Origin of the sequence: Pseudomonas sp. 22526 (genome assembly GCF_052044735.1) — a bacterium.
Classification (GTDB): domain Bacteria; phylum Pseudomonadota; class Gammaproteobacteria; order Pseudomonadales; family Pseudomonadaceae; genus Aquipseudomonas; species Aquipseudomonas piscium.
The window spans coordinates 1-17,512 of the sequence record NZ_JBQENK010000039.1; the positions used below are offsets into that span (position 1 = coordinate 1).

Here is a 17,512-nt window from a genome sequence, read left to right on the forward strand (position 1 = left end):
GCGCACGTAGAGTACGACTCGAACATTCGTCACTACGCGCACGTTGACTGCCCAGGTCACGCCGACTACGTCAAAAACATGATCACTGGTGCTGCCCAGATGGACGGCGCGATCCTGGTTTGCTCGGCTGCCGATGGTCCGATGCCACAAACTCGTGAGCACATCCTGCTGTCCCGTCAGGTAGGCGTTCCGTACATCGTTGTCTTCCTGAACAAGGCTGACATGGTTGACGACGCTGAGCTGCTGGAACTGGTTGAGATGGAAGTGCGCGATCTGCTGAGCACTTACGACTTCCCAGGTGATGACACTCCAATCATCATCGGTTCGGCTCTGATGGCTCTGAACGGCCAAGACGACAACGAAATGGGCACTACCGCTGTTAAGAAGCTGGTAGAAACTCTGGACACCTACATCCCAGAGCCAGAGCGTGCTATCGACAAGCCGTTCCTGATGCCTATCGAAGACGTATTCTCGATCTCCGGTCGTGGCACCGTGGTAACTGGTCGTGTTGAGCGTGGTATCGTTCGCATCCAGGAAGAAGTTGAGATCGTTGGTCTGCGCGACACTCAGAAAACCACCTGCACCGGCGTTGAAATGTTCCGCAAGCTGCTCGACGAAGGTCGTGCTGGCGAGAACTGCGGCGTTCTGCTGCGTGGCACCAAGCGTGACGACGTTGAGCGTGGCCAGGTTCTGGTTAAGCCAGGTACCGTTAAGCCGCACACCAAGTTCACCGCTGAAGTGTACGTTCTGAGCAAAGAAGAAGGCGGCCGTCATACTCCGTTCTTCAAAGGCTACCGTCCACAGTTCTACTTCCGTACTACTGACGTGACTGGTAACTGCGAGCTGCCAGAAGGCGTTGAAATGGTAATGCCAGGTGACAACATCCAGATGACTGTCACTCTGATCAAAACCATCGCGATGGAAGATGGTCTGCGTTTCGCTATTCGTGAAGGCGGTCGTACCGTCGGCGCTGGCGTCGTAGCCAAAGTCATCGAGTAAGTTCTTGATATATCTCCATCGGGCCGGCATAATGGTCGGCCTGATTTTGTTTTTAGGTCAGTAGCTCAATTGGCAGAGCGACGGTCTCCAAAACCGTAGGTTGGGGGTTCGATTCCCTCCTGACCTGCCAGATTCACTCGGTGTGTCTGGCTTTCTTTTCACAGGATCTTCATAGATGACTCCTAAAGCTGAAGCTCAAGGCTCTCGCTTCGATCTGCTCAAGTGGCTTGTAGTAGTTGCTTTGGTGGTCGTTGGCGTTGTCGGTAATCAGTATTACTCTGCTTCGCCGATCCTGTACCGTGTACTCGCTTTGCTTGCTATCGCTGCTGTAGCTGCCTTTGTAGGCCTGCAGACTGCCAAGGGCAAGTCTTTCTTTGTACTGGTTAAGGAAGCTCGCACCGAGATTCGTAAAGTCGTATGGCCAACTCGCCAAGAAACCACGCAGACCACATTGATCGTAGTGGCTGTTGTTCTGGTTATGGCGTTGCTGTTGTGGGGGCTTGATTCCCTGCTCGGCTGGCTTGTTTCCTTGATTGTTGGCTAAGGGTGTCCCGTGGCTAAGCGTTGGTACGTTGTGCATGCTTACTCGGGTTACGAGAAGCATGTAATGCGTTCGTTGATCGAGCGCGTAAAGCTGGCTGGCATGGAAGATGGCTTTGGCGAGATTCTGGTTCCCACTGAAGAAGTGGTTGAAATGCGTAATGGCCAGAAACGCAAAAGCGAGCGCAAATTCTTCCCAGGTTATGTGCTGGTTCAGATGGATATGAATGAGGGTACTTGGCACTTGGTCAAGGATACTCCTCGGGTGATGGGTTTCATCGGTGGTACTGCCGATAAGCCTGCGCCAATCACGGACAAAGAGGCAGAAGCCATTCTGCGTCGTGTCGCTGATGGTAGTGACAAGCCTAAGCCCAAGACTCTGTTCGAGCCGGGTGAGGTTGTTCGTGTTACCGATGGTCCGTTCGCTGACTTTAACGGCACTGTCGAAGAAGTTAACTACGAAAAGAGCCGGATCCAAGTGGCTGTGCTCATTTTCGGTCGCTCTACTCCGGTAGAGCTAGAGTTCAGTCAGGTCGAAAAGGCATAACTGAACGAGAATCCCATACCCCGCAGCCCAAGGCTGTGGGGTTTTGTCGTCACTGGGATAAACGCGCAAGTAACCGGGGAGCCTTTCTAGGCGTTTGAACCCGTAATTGGAGTGCCTCATGGCTAAGAAGATTACTGCTTACATCAAGCTGCAAGTGAAGGCCGCACAGGCCAACCCAAGTCCACCCGTCGGTCCAGCTCTGGGTCAGCACGGCGTGAACATCATGGAATTCTGCAAGGCCTTCAACGCCCGTACCCAGGGTCTTGAGCCAGGTCTGCCGACTCCTGTGATCATCACTGTTTACAGTGACCGCAGCTTCACTTTCGAAACTAAGAGCACCCCTGCTTCGGTTCTGCTGAAGAAAGCTGCTGGCCTGACCAGCGGTTCCGCTCGTCCGAACACCGTTAAGGTTGGCACCGTTACCCGTGCTCAGCTGGAAGAAATCGCGAAAACCAAAAACGCGGATCTGACTGCAGCTGATATGGATGCAGCCGTGCGTACTATCGCCGGTTCTGCTCGTAGCATGGGCCTTAACGTGGAGGGTGTGTAATGGCTAAGCTGACCAAGCGCCAAAAGGCTATCGCCGGCAAGATTGAAGCGGGCAAGGCCTACAGCTTCGTAGACGCAGCTGCTCTCCTGACCGAGCTGTCGACCGTCAAGTTCAGCGAGTCTGTTGACGTTGCTGTAAACCTGGGCGTTGACCCACGTAAATCCGACCAGGTTGTTCGCAGCGCTACCGTGCTGCCACACGGCACTGGCAAGACTGTACGTGTAGCTGTGTTCACCCAGGGTCCAGCTGCTGAAGCTGCCCTGGCTGCCGGCGCTGATCGCGTAGGTATGGACGACCTGGCTGCCGAAATGAAAGGCGGCGACCTGAACTATGACGTAGTTATTGCTTCCCCGGATGCAATGCGCGTTGTAGGTCAGCTGGGCCAGATCCTCGGTCCACGTGGTCTGATGCCTAACCCTAAGGTTGGTACCGTAACTCCAGACGTAGCTGGCGCTGTTAAAAACGCCAAGGCTGGTCAGGTTCGTTATCGCACCGACAAAAACGGCATTATCCACACCTCCGTTGGCAAGGTCGGCTTCGACGCCGTCAAGCTGAAGGAAAACGTTGAAGCCCTGATCGCTGATCTGAAGCGTATCAAGCCAGCTTCCTCGAAAGGTATCTACGTCAAGCGCGTTACCCTGAGCACCACTATGGGCCCAGGTCTGGTCATCGACCAAGGTTCGCTGGACGTATAAGACACAGGTTGACGCAAGAGATTGCGTCAATTGAAAGATTGGGGTCCCTGCCTGGCGGGGGCTATCCAAGACCGTAGGCGACGCAAGTCTTAAACCACAAGCCTACGCAGATGGTGCTCCCGGTTCCTTACCGAATCAGACACCAAAACGACATCCGACCTCGGTTGGATGAAACGGTAACAAGCAGGAGTTAAACCCGTGGCAATTAAACTCGAAGACAAGAAGGCCATCGTCGCTGAAGTCAACGAGGCTGCCAAAGGCGCTCTGTCCGCTGTCGTGGCTGATGCCCGTGGTGTGACAGTAGGCGCTATGACCGGACTCCGTAAAGAGGCCCGCGAAGCTGGCGTGTATGTACGTGTCGTACGTAACACCCTGCTCAAGCGCGCTGTTGAAGGCACTCAATATGACGTGCTCAACGACGCGTTCGTCGGCCCTACCCTGATTGCATTCTCCAAGGAACATCCGGGCGCTGCTGCTCGTATTTTCAAAGAGTTCGCAAAGGGTCAGGAAAAGTTCGAGATCAAGGCAGCTGCGTTCGAGGGCAAGTACCTCGCAGCAAATGAGATCGACGTGTTGGCTTCGCTGCCAACTCGCGACGAAGCTATTGCGAAGCTGATGAGCGTGATCCAAGGCGCTACCAGCAAGCTGGCTCGTACTCTGGCGGCCATTCGCGACCAGAAAGAAGCTGCTGCTGCCTAAGGCACTGCAAGCCCTTTCAAAATCATATGTTTAATTTGATGGCTGCGTAGGCTGTCACCCCAATACAGGAATTTATAGTCATGTCTCTGACTAACGAGCAAATCATCGAAGCAATCGGCCAGAAAACCGTTCTGGAAGTTGTTGAGCTGATCAAAGCAATGGAAGAAACCTTCGGCGTTACCGCTGCTGTTGCCGCTGCTGGCCCAGCTGCTGCTGCCGCTGTTGTTGAAGAGCAAACTGAATTCAACGTCATGCTGACCGAAGCTGGCGAGAAGAAAGTTAACGTGATCAAGGCTGTACGTGAACTGACCGGTCTGGGCCTGAAAGAAGCCAAGGCTGTAGTTGACGGCGCTCCTGCAATGGTTCTGGAAGGCGTTGCTAAAGAAGCCGCTGACAAAGCCAAAGCAGCTCTGGAAGAAGCAGGCGCTAAAGTCGAGCTGAAGTAAGCATCGACTTTGTGTCTCCAGCCCAAGCGTTAAGCTGAGGCTGATGGCTGGTGGCTCTTGCCACCGGCCTTTTTCCGTTATTGGCAGCCGACTGGGTCGGTGCTTCTAACGTGCTGTAACCACCCTGTGCGGTGGCGCAAACCAAAGGGTTTGCACGATTTTCTGGCTGCTCCCGTCGGGAGGGGCCAAATAAGCAGGTGACCAAGCTGGGGAACGCTGATGGCTTACTCATATACTGAGAAAAAACGTATCCGCAAGGACTTTAGCAAGTTGCCGGACGTCATGGATGTGCCGTACCTCCTGGCCATCCAGCTGGATTCGTATCGTGAATTCTTGCAAGCGGGAGCGACTAAAGATCAGTTCCGCGACGTGGGCCTGCATGCGGCCTTCAAATCCGTTTTCCCGATCATCAGCTACTCCGGCAATGCTGCGTTGGAGTATGTCGGTTATCGCCTGGGCGAACCGGCATTTGATGTCAAAGAATGCGTGCTGCGCGGTGTAACTTACGCCGTACCTTTGCGGGTAAAAGTTCGTCTGATCATTTTCGACAAAGAATCGTCGAATAAAGCGATCAAGGACATCAAAGAGCAAGAAGTCTACATGGGTGAAATCCCCCTGATGACTGAGAACGGTACCTTCGTAATCAACGGTACCGAGCGTGTAATCGTTTCCCAGCTGCACCGTTCCCCTGGCGTATTCTTCGACCACGACCGTGGCAAGACGCACAGCTCCGGTAAGCTGCTGTACTCCGCGCGCATCATTCCTTACCGCGGTTCCTGGTTGGACTTCGAGTTCGACCCGAAAGACTGCGTATTCGTGCGTATCGACCGTCGTCGCAAGCTGCCTGCATCGGTACTGCTGCGTGCGCTGGGCTACACCACTGAAGAAGTGCTGGATGCTTTCTACACCACCAACGTATTCCATGTGCGCGGCGAAAGCCTGAGCCTGGAGCTGGTGCCTCAGCGCCTGCGTGGTGAAATTGCGGTCCTCGATATCCAGGATGACAAAGGCAAGGTTATTGTCGAGCAGGGTCGTCGTATTACCGCTCGCCACATCAACCAGCTGGAAAAAGCCGGGATCAAAGAGCTGGAAGTGCCTCTGGACTACGTCCTGGGTCGTACTACCGCCAAGGTCATCGTGCATCCGGCCACCGGCGAAATCCTGGCAGAGTGCAACACCGAGCTGAACACCGAGATCCTGGCGAAGATCGCCAAGGCTCAGGTTGTGCGCATCGAAACGCTGTACACCAACGATATCGATTGCGGTCCGTTCGTTTCCGACACTCTGAAGATCGACTCCACCACCAACCAGCTGGAAGCGTTGGTCGAGATCTATCGCATGATGCGTCCTGGCGAGCCTCCAACCAAGGATGCGGCCGAGACCCTGTTCAACAACCTGTTCTTCAGCCCTGAGCGTTATGACCTGTCTGCGGTCGGCCGGATGAAGTTCAACCGTCGTATCGGTCGTACCGAGATCGAAGGTTCGGGCGTGTTGTGCAAGGAAGACATCGTTGCGGTTCTGAAGACTCTGGTCGACATCCGTAACGGCAAAGGCATCGTCGATGACATCGACCACCTGGGTAACCGTCGTGTTCGCTGCGTAGGCGAGATGGCCGAGAACCAGTTCCGCGTTGGCCTGGTGCGTGTAGAGCGTGCGGTCAAAGAGCGTCTGTCGATGGCTGAAAGCGAAGGCCTGATGCCGCAAGACCTGATCAACGCCAAGCCAGTGGCTGCGGCGGTGAAGGAGTTCTTCGGTTCCAGCCAGCTGTCCCAGTTCATGGACCAGAACAACCCGCTGTCCGAGATCACCCACAAGCGTCGTGTCTCTGCACTCGGCCCAGGCGGTCTGACTCGTGAGCGCGCAGGCTTCGAAGTTCGTGACGTACACCCGACTCACTACGGTCGTGTATGCCCGATCGAGACGCCGGAAGGTCCGAACATCGGTCTGATCAACTCCCTGGCTGCCTATGCTCGCACCAACCAGTACGGCTTCCTCGAGAGCCCGTACCGCGTGGTGAAAGAAGGTCTGGTGACCGACGAGATCGTGTTCCTGTCCGCTATCGAAGAGGCCGATCACGTGATCGCTCAGGCTTCGGCGACCATGAACGACAAAGGTCAGCTGATCGACGAGCTGGTAGCTGTTCGTCACCTGAACGAATTCACCGTCAAGGCGCCAGAAGACGTCACCTTGATGGACGTTTCGCCGAAGCAGGTAGTTTCGGTTGCGGCGTCGCTGATTCCGTTCCTCGAGCACGACGACGCCAACCGTGCGTTGATGGGTTCGAACATGCAGCGTCAGGCTGTACCAACCCTGCGTGCCGACAAGCCGCTGGTAGGTACCGGCATGGAGCGTAACGTTGCCCGTGACTCCGGCGTTTGCGTCGTGGCTCGCCGTGGCGGCGTGATCGACTCGGTTGACGCCAGCCGTATCGTGGTTCGTGTTGCAGATGACGAAGTTGAACCAGGCGAAGCCGGTGTCGACATCTACAACCTGACCAAATACACCCGCTCCAACCAGAACACCTGCATCAACCAGCGTCCGCTGGTGAGCAAGGGTGATCGGGTTCAGCGCAGCGACATCATGGCCGACGGTCCGTCCACCGACATGGGTGAACTGGCTCTGGGTCAGAACATGCGCATCGCGTTCATGGCGTGGAACGGCTTCAACTTCGAAGACTCCATCTGCCTGTCCGAGCGTGTGGTTCAGGAAGACCGCTTCACCACGATCCACATCCAGGAACTGACCTGTGTGGCCCGTGACACCAAGCTTGGCCCAGAGGAAATCACTGCGGACATCCCGAACGTGGGTGAGGCTGCACTGAACAAGCTGGACGAAGCCGGTATCGTTTATGTAGGTGCTGAAGTTGGCGCAGGCGACATCCTGGTCGGTAAGGTCACTCCGAAAGGCGAGACCCAGCTGACTCCGGAAGAAAAACTGCTGCGTGCAATCTTCGGTGAAAAAGCCAGCGACGTTAAAGACACCTCCCTGCGCGTACCTACCGGTACCAAGGGTACTGTCATCGACGTACAGGTCTTCACTCGTGACGGCGTAGAGCGTGACGCTCGTGCCCTGTCGATCGAGAAGAGCCAGCTCGACGAGATCCGCAAGGATCTGAACGAAGAGTTCCGTATCGTTGAAGGCGCCACTTTCGAACGTCTGCGTTCCGCTCTGGTCGGCCACAAAGCCGAAGGCGGCGCCGGTCTGAAGAAAGGTCAGGAAATCACCGACGAAGTACTCGACGGTCTTGAGCATGGTCAGTGGTTCAAGCTGCGCATGGCTGAAGATGCTCTGAACGAGCAGCTCGAGAAGGCCCAGGCCTACATCGTTGATCGCCGCCGTCTGCTGGACGACAAGTTCGAAGACAAGAAGCGCAAGCTGCAGCAGGGCGATGACCTGGCTCCAGGCGTGCTGAAAATCGTCAAGGTTTACCTGGCAATCCGTCGTCGCATCCAGCCGGGCGACAAGATGGCCGGTCGTCACGGTAACAAGGGTGTGGTCTCCGTGATCATGCCGGTTGAAGACATGCCGCACGATGCCAATGGCACCCCGGTCGACGTCGTCCTCAACCCGTTGGGCGTACCTTCGCGTATGAACGTTGGTCAGATTCTCGAAACCCACCTGGGCCTCGCGGCCAAAGGTCTGGGCGAGAAGATCAACCGCATGGTCGAAGAGCAGCGCAAGGTCGCGGAACTGCGTAAGTTCCTGGACGAGATCTACAACCAGATCGGTGGCCGTAACGAAGATCTGGATAGCTTCTCCGATCAGGAAATCCTGGATCTGGCGAAGAACCTGCGCGGCGGCGTGCCGATGGCCACTCCGGTGTTCGACGGTGCCAAGGAAAGCGAAATCAAGGCCATGCTGAAACTGGCGGACCTGCCAGAAAGCGGCCAGATGCAGCTGACCGACGGCCGTACCGGCAACAAGTTCGAGCGCCCGGTTACTGTTGGCTACATGTACATGCTGAAGCTGAACCATTTGGTAGACGACAAGATGCACGCTCGTTCTACCGGTTCGTACAGCCTGGTTACCCAGCAGCCGCTGGGTGGTAAGGCGCAGTTCGGTGGTCAGCGTTTCGGGGAGATGGAGGTCTGGGCACTGGAAGCATACGGTGCTGCATACACTCTGCAAGAAATGCTCACAGTGAAGTCGGACGATGTGAACGGTCGGACCAAGATGTACAAAAACATCGTGGACGGCGATCACCGTATGGAGCCGGGCATGCCCGAGTCCTTCAACGTGTTGATCAAAGAAATTCGTTCCCTCGGCATCGATATCGATCTGGAAACCGAATAACACGTGACGCGAATCGAGAGCGGGGCAGGATTGCCCGCTCTCTGCTCCGCCAGGAGGAAAGGCCTTGAAAGACCTACTGAATTTGCTGAAAAACCAGGGTCAAGTCGAAGAGTTCGACGCCATCCGTATCGGATTGGCCTCGCCTGAGATGATCCGTTCGTGGTCGTTCGGTGAAGTTAAAAAGCCGGAAACCATCAACTACCGTACGTTCAAGCCTGAGCGTGACGGCCTGTTCTGCGCCAAGATCTTTGGCCCGGTAAAGGATTACGAGTGCCTGTGCGGTAAGTACAAGCGCTTGAAGCATCGTGGCGTGATCTGCGAGAAGTGCGGCGTTGAAGTTGCACTGGCCAAGGTTCGTCGTGAGCGCATGGCGCACATCGAACTGGCTTCGCCGGTTGCCCACATCTGGTTCCTGAAATCGCTGCCGTCCCGTATCGGTCTGCTGATGGACATGACCCTGCGTGATATCGAGCGTGTTCTCTACTTCGAGAGCTACGTCGTTATCGATCCGGGCATGACCACTCTGGAAAAAGGCCAGCTGCTCAACGACGAGCAGTACTTCGAAGCGCTGGAAGAGTTCGGTGACGACTTCGACGCCCGCATGGGTGCCGAGGCTGTCCGCGAGCTGCTGCACGCTATCGACCTGGAACACGAGATTGGCCGTCTGCGCGAAGAGATTCCGCAAACCAACTCGGAAACCAAGATCAAGAAGCTGTCCAAGCGTCTGAAGTTGATGGAGGCCTTCCAGGGTTCCGGCAACCTGCCAGAGTGGATGGTGCTGACCGTTCTGCCGGTTCTGCCGCCAGATCTGCGTCCACTGGTCCCGCTGGATGGCGGTCGCTTCGCGACTTCCGACCTCAACGATCTGTATCGTCGAGTGATCAACCGTAACAACCGTTTGAAGCGCCTGCTGGATCTGTCCGCTCCGGACATCATTGTGCGCAACGAAAAGCGTATGTTGCAGGAAGCTGTCGACGCACTGCTCGACAACGGTCGTCGTGGCCGCGCTATCACTGGTTCCAACAAGCGTCCTCTGAAATCCCTGGCCGACATGATCAAGGGTAAGCAGGGTCGTTTCCGTCAGAACTTGCTCGGTAAGCGTGTTGACTACTCCGGTCGTTCGGTAATTACCGTAGGTCCGACCCTGCGTCTGCACCAGTGCGGTCTGCCTAAGAAAATGGCTCTCGAGCTGTTCAAACCGTTCATTTTCGGCAAGTTGGAAATGCGTGGCCTGGCCACCACCATCAAAGCCGCGAAGAAAATGGTCGAGCGCGAGCTGCCAGAGGTTTGGGACGTTCTCGCCGAAGTGATTCGCGAACACCCAGTGCTCCTCAACCGTGCACCGACCCTTCACCGTCTGGGTATCCAGGCGTTTGAACCAGTACTGATCGAAGGTAAGGCTATCCAGCTGCACCCGCTGGTCTGTGCCGCGTACAACGCCGACTTCGACGGCGACCAAATGGCCGTGCACGTACCGCTGACACTGGAAGCCCAGCTGGAAGCGCGTGCGTTGATGATGTCGACCAACAACATCCTGTCGCCAGCCAACGGTGAGCCAATCATCGTTCCGTCGCAGGACGTTGTATTGGGTCTGTACTACATGACTCGTGAAGCGATCAACGCCAAGGGCGAAGGTCGTGTGTTCGCGGATCTGCAGGAAGTTGACCGTGTGTTCCGTGCCGGCGAAGCCGCACTGCATGCCAAGGTCAAGGTGCGGATCACCGAAACCGTCAACGACCGTGATGGCGGCAGCGTGACCAACACCCGTATCGTCGATACCACTGTCGGCCGTGCGCTGTTGTTCCAGGTTGTGCCAAAAGGTCTGTCGTACGACGTCGTCAACCTGCCGATGAAGAAGAAGGCGATCTCCAAGCTGATCAACCAGTGCTACCGCGTGGTTGGTCTGAAAGAGACCGTGATCTTCGCTGACCAGTTGATGTACACCGGTTTTGCCTACTCGACCATTTCCGGCGTTTCCATCGGTGTTAACGACTTCGTTATCCCGGACGAGAAAGCCCGCATCATCGGTACTGCTACCGATGAAGTGAAAGAGATCGAGAGCCAGTACGCCTCCGGCCTGGTAACCCAGGGCGAGAAGTACAACAAAGTGATCGACCTTTGGTCGAAAGCGAACGACGAAGTTTCCAAGGCGATGATGGCCAACCTCTCGAAAGAGAAAGTCATCGACCGTCACGGCGACGAAGTCGAGCAAGAATCGTTCAACTCGATGTACATGATGGCCGACTCGGGTGCGCGGGGTTCCGCAGCACAGATTCGTCAGCTGGCCGGTATGCGTGGTCTGATGGCCAAGCCGGACGGTTCCATCATCGAAACGCCGATTACTGCGAACTTCCGTGAAGGTCTGAGCGTACTCCAGTACTTCATCTCGACTCACGGTGCTCGTAAAGGTCTGGCGGATACCGCGTTGAAAACTGCGAACTCCGGTTACCTGACTCGTCGTCTGGTAGACGTGGCGCAGGATCTGGTTGTAACCGAGATCGACTGTGGCACCGAGCACGGCCTGCTGATGACTCCGCACATTGAAGGCGGTGACGTTGTTGAGCCGCTGGGTGAGCGCGTGTTGGGTCGTGTTATCGCCCGTGACGTATTCAAGCCAGGTACCGAGGACGTCATCGTTCCTGCCGGTACTCTGGTCGACGAGAAGTGGGTCGAGTTCATCGAGCTGAACAGCATCGACGAAGTGATCGTGCGTTCGCCGATCAGCTGCGAAACCCGCTACGGTATTTGCGCCAAGTGCTACGGTCGCGACCTGGCTCGTGGTCACCAGGTGAACATCGGTGAAGCTGTCGGCGTTATCGCTGCTCAGTCCATCGGTGAGCCGGGTACCCAGCTGACGATGCGTACGTTCCACATCGGTGGTGCGGCAAGCCGGACCTCTGCGGCCGACAGCGTTCAGGTGAAGAATGGCGGTACCGTCCGTCTGCACAACCTGAAGCATGTTGAGCGAGTGGATGGTCACCTGGTTGCTGTGTCCCGTTCCGGTGAGCTGGCGATCGCTGACGACTTCGGTCGTGAGCGCGAGCGTTACAAGCTGCCGTACGGTGCTGTGATTTCGGTTAAAGAGGGTGACAAGGTCGACGCTGGCTCTATCGTGGCCAAGTGGGATCCGCACACTCACCCAATCGTTACCGAAATGAAAGGTACCGTGACCTACGTGGGCATGGAAGAAGGCATCACGATCAAGCGTCAGACTGACGAATTGACCGGTATGACCAACATTGAAGTGCTCGACGCCAAAGACCGTCCGGCTGCTGGTAAGGACATCCGTCCTGCAGTGAAGATGGTGGGTGACGATGGCAAGGATCTGCTGTTGCCAGGTACCGACGTACCGGCTCAGTACTTCCTGCCAGCCAACGCCCTGGTCGGTGTTGCGGACGGTGCGCGGATCGCGATCGGTGACGTTATCGCTCGTATTCCGCAAGAAACTTCGAAGACCCGTGACATCACCGGTGGTCTGCCGCGTGTTGCCGACCTGTTCGAAGCTCGTCGTCCGAAAGAGGCCTCGATCCTGGCTGAAGTCAGCGGCACCATCGCGTTCGGTAAAGAGACCAAAGGCAAGCGCCGTCTGGTCATTACCCCGAACGACGGTAGCGATCCGTACGAAGAGCTGATTCCGAAGTGGCGCCACCTGAACGTCTTCGAAGGCGAACAGGTAAACCGCGGCGAAGTTATCTCCGACGGTCCAAGCGATCCACACGACATCCTGCGTCTGCTGGGTGTGAGTGCGCTGGCCAAGTACATCGTGAACGAGATCCAGGACGTTTACCGTCTGCAAGGCGTGAAGATCAACGACAAGCACATCGAGACCATCCTGCGTCAGATGCTGCGTAAGGTTGAGATCGCTGAATCTGGCGATTCCAGTTTCATCAAGGGCGACCAGATGGAACTGACTCACGTACTGGTAGAGAACGAGCGTCTGAACACCGAAGACAAGTTTGTCGCCAAGTTCACCCGCGTTCTGCTGGGTATCACCAAGGCGTCCTTGTCGACCGAATCGTTCATCTCGGCAGCCTCTTTCCAAGAGACCACTCGCGTACTGACCGAAGCGGCGGTAACCGGCAAGCGCGATTACCTGCGCGGCCTGAAAGAAAACGTGGTCGTGGGTCGCCTGATCCCGGCTGGTACCGGCCTGGCGTATCACAGCGAGCGTAAGCGTCGTCGTGATGCCGACAAGCCGCTGCGCGTAAGCGCAAGTGAAGTTGAAGCTGCACTGACCGAAGCGCTGAACTCCAGCGGTAACTGAGGTCTGCAGTAGATTGAGATAGGGCCCTGGCTTTTCCGCTCACGAATCAAGACGATTTTGTCGGGGTTCGCTGATCGGGGAGGCCGGGGCCTTGCCTTGACTGGGGGCAAGATCCTCTTTAGACTCTTGTACCCCTAAATTTGGTGGGGCTTGCGCCCTGCCATTTTGTTTATGTCGAAAGACAACAGTGGAGCTAGTAGATGGCAACTATCAACCAGCTGGTACGTCAGCCGCGTAAGCGTATCGTCGAGAAATCCGACGTACCTGCGCTGCAGAACTGCCCGCAACGTCGTGGCGTGTGCACTCGCGTGTATACCACTACGCCGAAAAAACCTAACTCGGCACTGCGTAAAGTATGCCGTGTGCGTCTGACCAACGGTTTCGAGGTTTCCTCGTACATCGGTGGTGAAGGCCACAACCTGCAAGAGCACAGCGTGGTACTGATCCGCGGCGGTCGTGTAAAAGACTTGCCAGGTGTTCGTTACCACACCGTTCGCGGCTCCCTGGATACCTCCGGCGTTAAAGGTCGTAACCAAGGTCGTTCGAAGTACGGTACCAAGCGTCCGAAGTAATCGGCCGTTTTGCAGTTAATTATTTTATTGAGTCGATAAGAGTAAGGTCGGGCACGAGTCCTTTGGATCAACTGTCCCGAGCTAACCTGAAGACCGTTTGAGGGCTTATCATGCCAAGACGTCGCGTAGCAGCCAAACGTGAGATTCTGGACGATCCGAAATACGGAAGCCAGATCCTCGCCAAGTTCATGAACCACGTAATGGAAAGCGGCAAGAAAGCCGTTGCCGAACGTATCGTTTATGGCGCGCTGGAAAAAGTTAAAGAACGCAAGAACAGCGATCCCCTGGAAATCTTCGAGAAAGCTCTCGACGCCATCGCTCCGCTGGTCGAAGTGAAGTCGCGCCGTGTTGGTGGTGCTACTTACCAGGTTCCGGTCGAAGTTCGTCCGTCCCGTCGTAACGCTCTGGCAATGCGCTGGTTGGTAGACTTCGCCCGTAAGCGCGGCGAGAAGTCTATGGCTCTGCGCTTGGCTGGCGAACTGCTGGACGCTGCCGAAGGCAAAGGTGCTGCAGTTAAGAAGCGTGAAGACGTACACCGTATGGCTGAAGCCAACAAGGCTTTCTCGCACTACCGCTTCTAATATCGGCAACATTCATTTTGCGAGGGCTTTATGGCTCGTACTACAGCAATCAACCGCTACCGTAACATCGGTATCTGTGCCCACGTTGACGCGGGCAAGACTACCACCACCGAGCGGATCCTGTTCTACACAGGTCTCAGCCACAAGATGGGTGAGGTGCATGACGGCGCTGCTACCACCGACTGGATGGTGCAGGAGCAGGAGCGTGGTATCACCATTACCTCCGCTGCTGTAACTACCTTCTGGAAAGGTTCGCGCGGCCAATACGATAACTATCGTGTAAACGTTATCGATACCCCTGGCCACGTAGACTTCACCATTGAAGTAGAGCGTTCGCTGCGCGTACTCGACGGCGCGGTCGTTGTGTTCTGCGGTACTTCCGGTGTTGAGCCTCAGTCCGAAACCGTATGGCGTCAAGCCAACAAATACGGCGTTCCACGTGTTGTTTACGTGAACAAGATGGACCGTGCCGGTGCCAACTTCCTGCGCGTTGTTGCTCAGATCAAAAACCGTCTGGGTCACACCCCGGTTCCAGTTCAGCTGGCTATCGGCGCAGAAGATAACTTCGAAGGTCAGATCGATCTGATCAAGATGAAGGCTATCTACTGGAACGACGACGACAAGGGTACTACCTATCGCGAGGAAGAAATTCCTGCCGATATGCTGGACCTGGCTAACGAGTGGCGCTCCAACATGGTTGAAGCTGCTGCCGAAGCCAACGAAGAGCTGATGAACAAGTACCTTGAAGAAGGTGAGTTGACCGTCGAAGAGATCAAGGCAGGCCTGCGCGCGCGCACCCTGGCCAGCGAGATCGTTCCGGCTGTCTGCGGTTCCTCGTTCAAGAACAAGGGTGTTCCTCTGGTTCTCGATGCTGTCATCGACTTCCTGCCGGCTCCGACCGAGATCCCTGCGATCAAGGGCGTTCATCCGGACAGCACCGACGACAACGAAATCGTTGACGAGCGTCACGCTGACGACAACGAGCCGTTCTCGGCTCTGGCGTTCAAGATTGCCACCGACCCGTTCGTGGGTACTCTGACCTTCGTTCGCGTTTACTCGGGTTTCCTGAGCTCCGGCGACTCCGTGATCAACTCGGTCAAGGGCAAGAAGGAGCGTGTTGGTCGTATGGTGCAGATGCACGCGAACCAGCGCGAAGAGATCAAAGAAGTACGTGCAGGCGACATCGCTGCTCTGATCGGTATGAAAGACGTCACCACCGGTGACACTCTTTGCGATATCGACAAGCCGATCATCCTTGAGCGTATGGACTTCCCTGAGCCGGTGATTTCGGTTGCTGTAGAGCCGAAAACCAAGGCTGACCAGGAGAAGATGGGTATTGCTCTGGGCAAGCTGGCTCAGGAAGACCCGTCGTTCCGCGTCAAGACTGACGAAGAAACCGGTCAGACCATCATTTCGGGTATGGGTGAGCTGCACCTGGATATCCTTGTTGACCGTATGCGTCGTGAATTCAACGTAGAAGCCAACATCGGTAAGCCGCAGGTTTCCTATCGCGAGAAGATCACCGTCGGCTGTGAAGTTGAAGGTAAGTTCGTTCGTCAATCCGGCGGTCGTGGCCAGTTCGGCCATTGCTGGATCCGTTTTGCTCCGGCAGACGTCGACGAAAAAGGCAATATCACTGAAGGTCTGGTGTTTGCCAACGAGGTCGTTGGTGGTGTGGTTCCGAAGGAATACATCCCGGCAATCCAGAAGGGTATCGAAGAGCAGATGAAGAACGGCGTTGTCGCCGGCTATCCGCTGATCGGCCTGAAGGCTACCGTGTTTGATGGTTCTTACCACGACGTCGACTCTAACGAGATGGCGTTTAAGGTAGCGGCCTCCATGGCGACCAAGCAGCTGCGTGAGAAGGGCAAGGGCGTAGTTCTTGAGCCGATCATGAAGGTTGAAGTAGTAACCCCTGAGGACTACATGGGTGACGTGATGGGTGACCTGAACCGTCGTCGTGGTCTGATCCAGGGTATGGAAGACTCGGTCTCTGGCAAGGTTATCCGTGCTGAAGTGCCGCTGGGTGAAATGTTCGGTTATGCGACCGACGTTCGTTCCATGTCCCAGGGTCGCGCGAGCTACTCCATGGAGTTCTCCAAGTACGCCGAAGCTCCGTCGAATATCGTCGAAGCACTCGTTAAAAAACAAGGCTAATCCAGCCCTTTAGGCAAGAGGTTCACTGTCGTGGCTAAAGAAAAATTTGAACGTAACAAACCGCACGTCAACGTTGGCACCATCGGTCACGTTGACCACGGTAAAACCACTCTGACCGCTGCACTGACTCGTGTTTGCTCCGAGGTTTTCGGTTCGGCTCGCGTTGACTTCGACAAGATCGACAGCGCTCCAGAAGAAAAAGCTCGTGGTATCACCATCAACACCGCGCACGTAGAGTACGACTCGAACATTCGTCACTACGCGCACGTTGACTGCCCAGGTCACGCCGACTACGTCAAAAACATGATCACTGGTGCTGCCCAGATGGACGGCGCGATCCTGGTTTGCTCGGCTGCCGATGGTCCGATGCCACAAACTCGTGAGCACATCCTGCTGTCCCGTCAGGTAGGCGTTCCGTACATCGTTGTCTTCCTGAACAAGGCTGACATGGTTGACGACGCTGAGCTGCTGGAACTGGTTGAGATGGAAGTGCGCGATCTGCTGAGCACTTACGACTTCCCAGGTGATGACACTCCAATCATCATCGGTTCGGCTCTGATGGCTCTGAACGGCCAAGACGACAACGAAATGGGCACTACCGCTGTTAAGAAGCTGGTAGAAACTCTGGACACCTACATCCCAGAGCCAGAGCGTGCTATCGACAAGCCGTTCCTGATGCCTATCGAAGACGTATTCTCGATCTCCGGTCGTGGCACCGTGGTAACTGGTCGTGTTGAGCGTGGTATCGTTCGCATCCAGGAAGAAGTTGAGATCGTTGGTCTGCGCGACACTCAGAAAACCACCTGCACCGGCGTTGAAATGTTCCGCAAGCTGCTCGACGAAGGTCGTGCTGGCGAGAACTGCGGCGTTCTGCTGCGTGGCACCAAGCGTGACGACGTTGAGCGTGGCCAGGTTCTGGTTAAGCCAGGTACCGTTAAGCCGCACACCAAGTTCACCGCTGAAGTGTACGTTCTGAGCAAAGAAGAAGGCGGCCGTCATACTCCGTTCTTCAAAGGCTACCGTCCACAGTTCTACTTCCGTACTACTGACGTGACTGGTAACTGCGAGCTGCCAGAAGGCGTTGAAATGGTAATGCCAGGTGACAACATCCAGATGACTGTCACTCTGATCAAAACCATCGCGATGGAAGATGGTCTGCGTTTCGCTAT

The 17,512-nt window shown here is 55.8% G+C and carries 13 protein-coding genes and 1 tRNA gene; all 14 read left to right on the plus strand.

Annotated features, from left to right (window positions below; all coding sequences use genetic code 11):
- Nucleotides 1-999: elongation factor Tu (gene tuf, locus ACTJKT_RS30810; protein ID WP_440789343.1), on the plus strand; the 999-nt coding region annotated here is incomplete at its 5' end.
- Between the two features lie 54 nt (nucleotides 1,000-1,053).
- Nucleotides 1,054-1,129, plus strand: a tRNA-Trp gene (locus tag ACTJKT_RS30815).
- Nucleotides 1,130-1,174: 45 nt separating this feature from the next.
- On the plus strand, nucleotides 1,175-1,543 hold the full coding sequence (gene secE, locus ACTJKT_RS30820) for a preprotein translocase subunit SecE (RefSeq protein ID WP_009045851.1): 369 nt from the start codon (nucleotides 1,175-1,177) through the stop codon (nucleotides 1,541-1,543).
- 9 nt (nucleotides 1,544-1,552) lie between these two features.
- Nucleotides 1,553-2,086 (plus strand): transcription termination/antitermination protein NusG, encoded by a 534-nt coding sequence (nusG, locus tag ACTJKT_RS30825; RefSeq protein ID WP_002555501.1) that lies wholly within the window; start codon nucleotides 1,553-1,555, stop codon nucleotides 2,084-2,086.
- A gap of 118 nt (nucleotides 2,087-2,204) precedes the next feature.
- Complete coding sequence (gene rplK, locus ACTJKT_RS30830; RefSeq protein WP_003176435.1) at nucleotides 2,205-2,636, plus strand: 50S ribosomal protein L11; 432 nt, start codon at nucleotides 2,205-2,207, stop codon at nucleotides 2,634-2,636.
- Nucleotides 2,636-3,331, plus strand: a complete 696-nt coding sequence (gene rplA / locus ACTJKT_RS30835; protein ID WP_007925952.1) for a 50S ribosomal protein L1 — start codon at nucleotides 2,636-2,638, stop codon at nucleotides 3,329-3,331. Before rplK ends, rplA begins: the two co-directional genes overlap by 1 nt.
- 198 nt (nucleotides 3,332-3,529) lie before the next feature.
- The gene (gene rplJ / locus ACTJKT_RS30840) at nucleotides 3,530-4,030 is read left to right on the plus strand and encodes a 50S ribosomal protein L10 (RefSeq protein WP_007925954.1); all 501 of its coding nucleotides are present in this window, start codon (nucleotides 3,530-3,532) and stop codon (nucleotides 4,028-4,030) included.
- An 80-nt stretch (nucleotides 4,031-4,110) separates the two neighbouring features.
- A complete protein-coding gene (rplL, locus tag ACTJKT_RS30845; protein WP_007925956.1) occupies nucleotides 4,111-4,476 on the plus strand; it encodes a 50S ribosomal protein L7/L12 in 366 nt (121 codons plus the stop codon).
- Between the two features lie 219 nt (nucleotides 4,477-4,695).
- Nucleotides 4,696-8,769 (plus strand): DNA-directed RNA polymerase subunit beta, encoded by a 4,074-nt coding sequence (gene rpoB, locus ACTJKT_RS30850; RefSeq protein ID WP_007925957.1) that lies wholly within the window; start codon nucleotides 4,696-4,698, stop codon nucleotides 8,767-8,769.
- Between the two features lie 64 nt (nucleotides 8,770-8,833).
- Nucleotides 8,834-13,033 carry a DNA-directed RNA polymerase subunit beta' gene (gene rpoC, locus ACTJKT_RS30855; protein ID WP_025804435.1) on the plus strand — a complete coding sequence of 1,400 codons (4,200 nt, stop codon included), beginning with the start codon at nucleotides 8,834-8,836 and terminating at the stop codon, nucleotides 13,031-13,033.
- A 200-nt stretch (nucleotides 13,034-13,233) separates the two neighbouring features.
- Nucleotides 13,234-13,605 carry a 30S ribosomal protein S12 gene (rpsL, locus tag ACTJKT_RS30860; protein WP_003186084.1) on the plus strand — a complete coding sequence of 124 codons (372 nt, stop codon included), beginning with the start codon at nucleotides 13,234-13,236 and terminating at the stop codon, nucleotides 13,603-13,605.
- 110 nt (nucleotides 13,606-13,715) lie between these two features.
- Nucleotides 13,716-14,186 (plus strand): 30S ribosomal protein S7, encoded by a 471-nt coding sequence (rpsG, locus tag ACTJKT_RS30865; RefSeq protein ID WP_007925959.1) that lies wholly within the window; start codon nucleotides 13,716-13,718, stop codon nucleotides 14,184-14,186.
- A 30-nt stretch (nucleotides 14,187-14,216) separates the two neighbouring features.
- Nucleotides 14,217-16,343, plus strand: a complete 2,127-nt coding sequence (gene fusA / locus ACTJKT_RS30870; protein WP_009051119.1) for an elongation factor G — start codon at nucleotides 14,217-14,219, stop codon at nucleotides 16,341-16,343.
- A 30-nt stretch (nucleotides 16,344-16,373) separates the two neighbouring features.
- A partial coding sequence (gene tuf / locus ACTJKT_RS30875) for an elongation factor Tu (RefSeq protein WP_440790353.1) occupies nucleotides 16,374-17,512 on the plus strand: 1,139 nt, incomplete at its 3' end.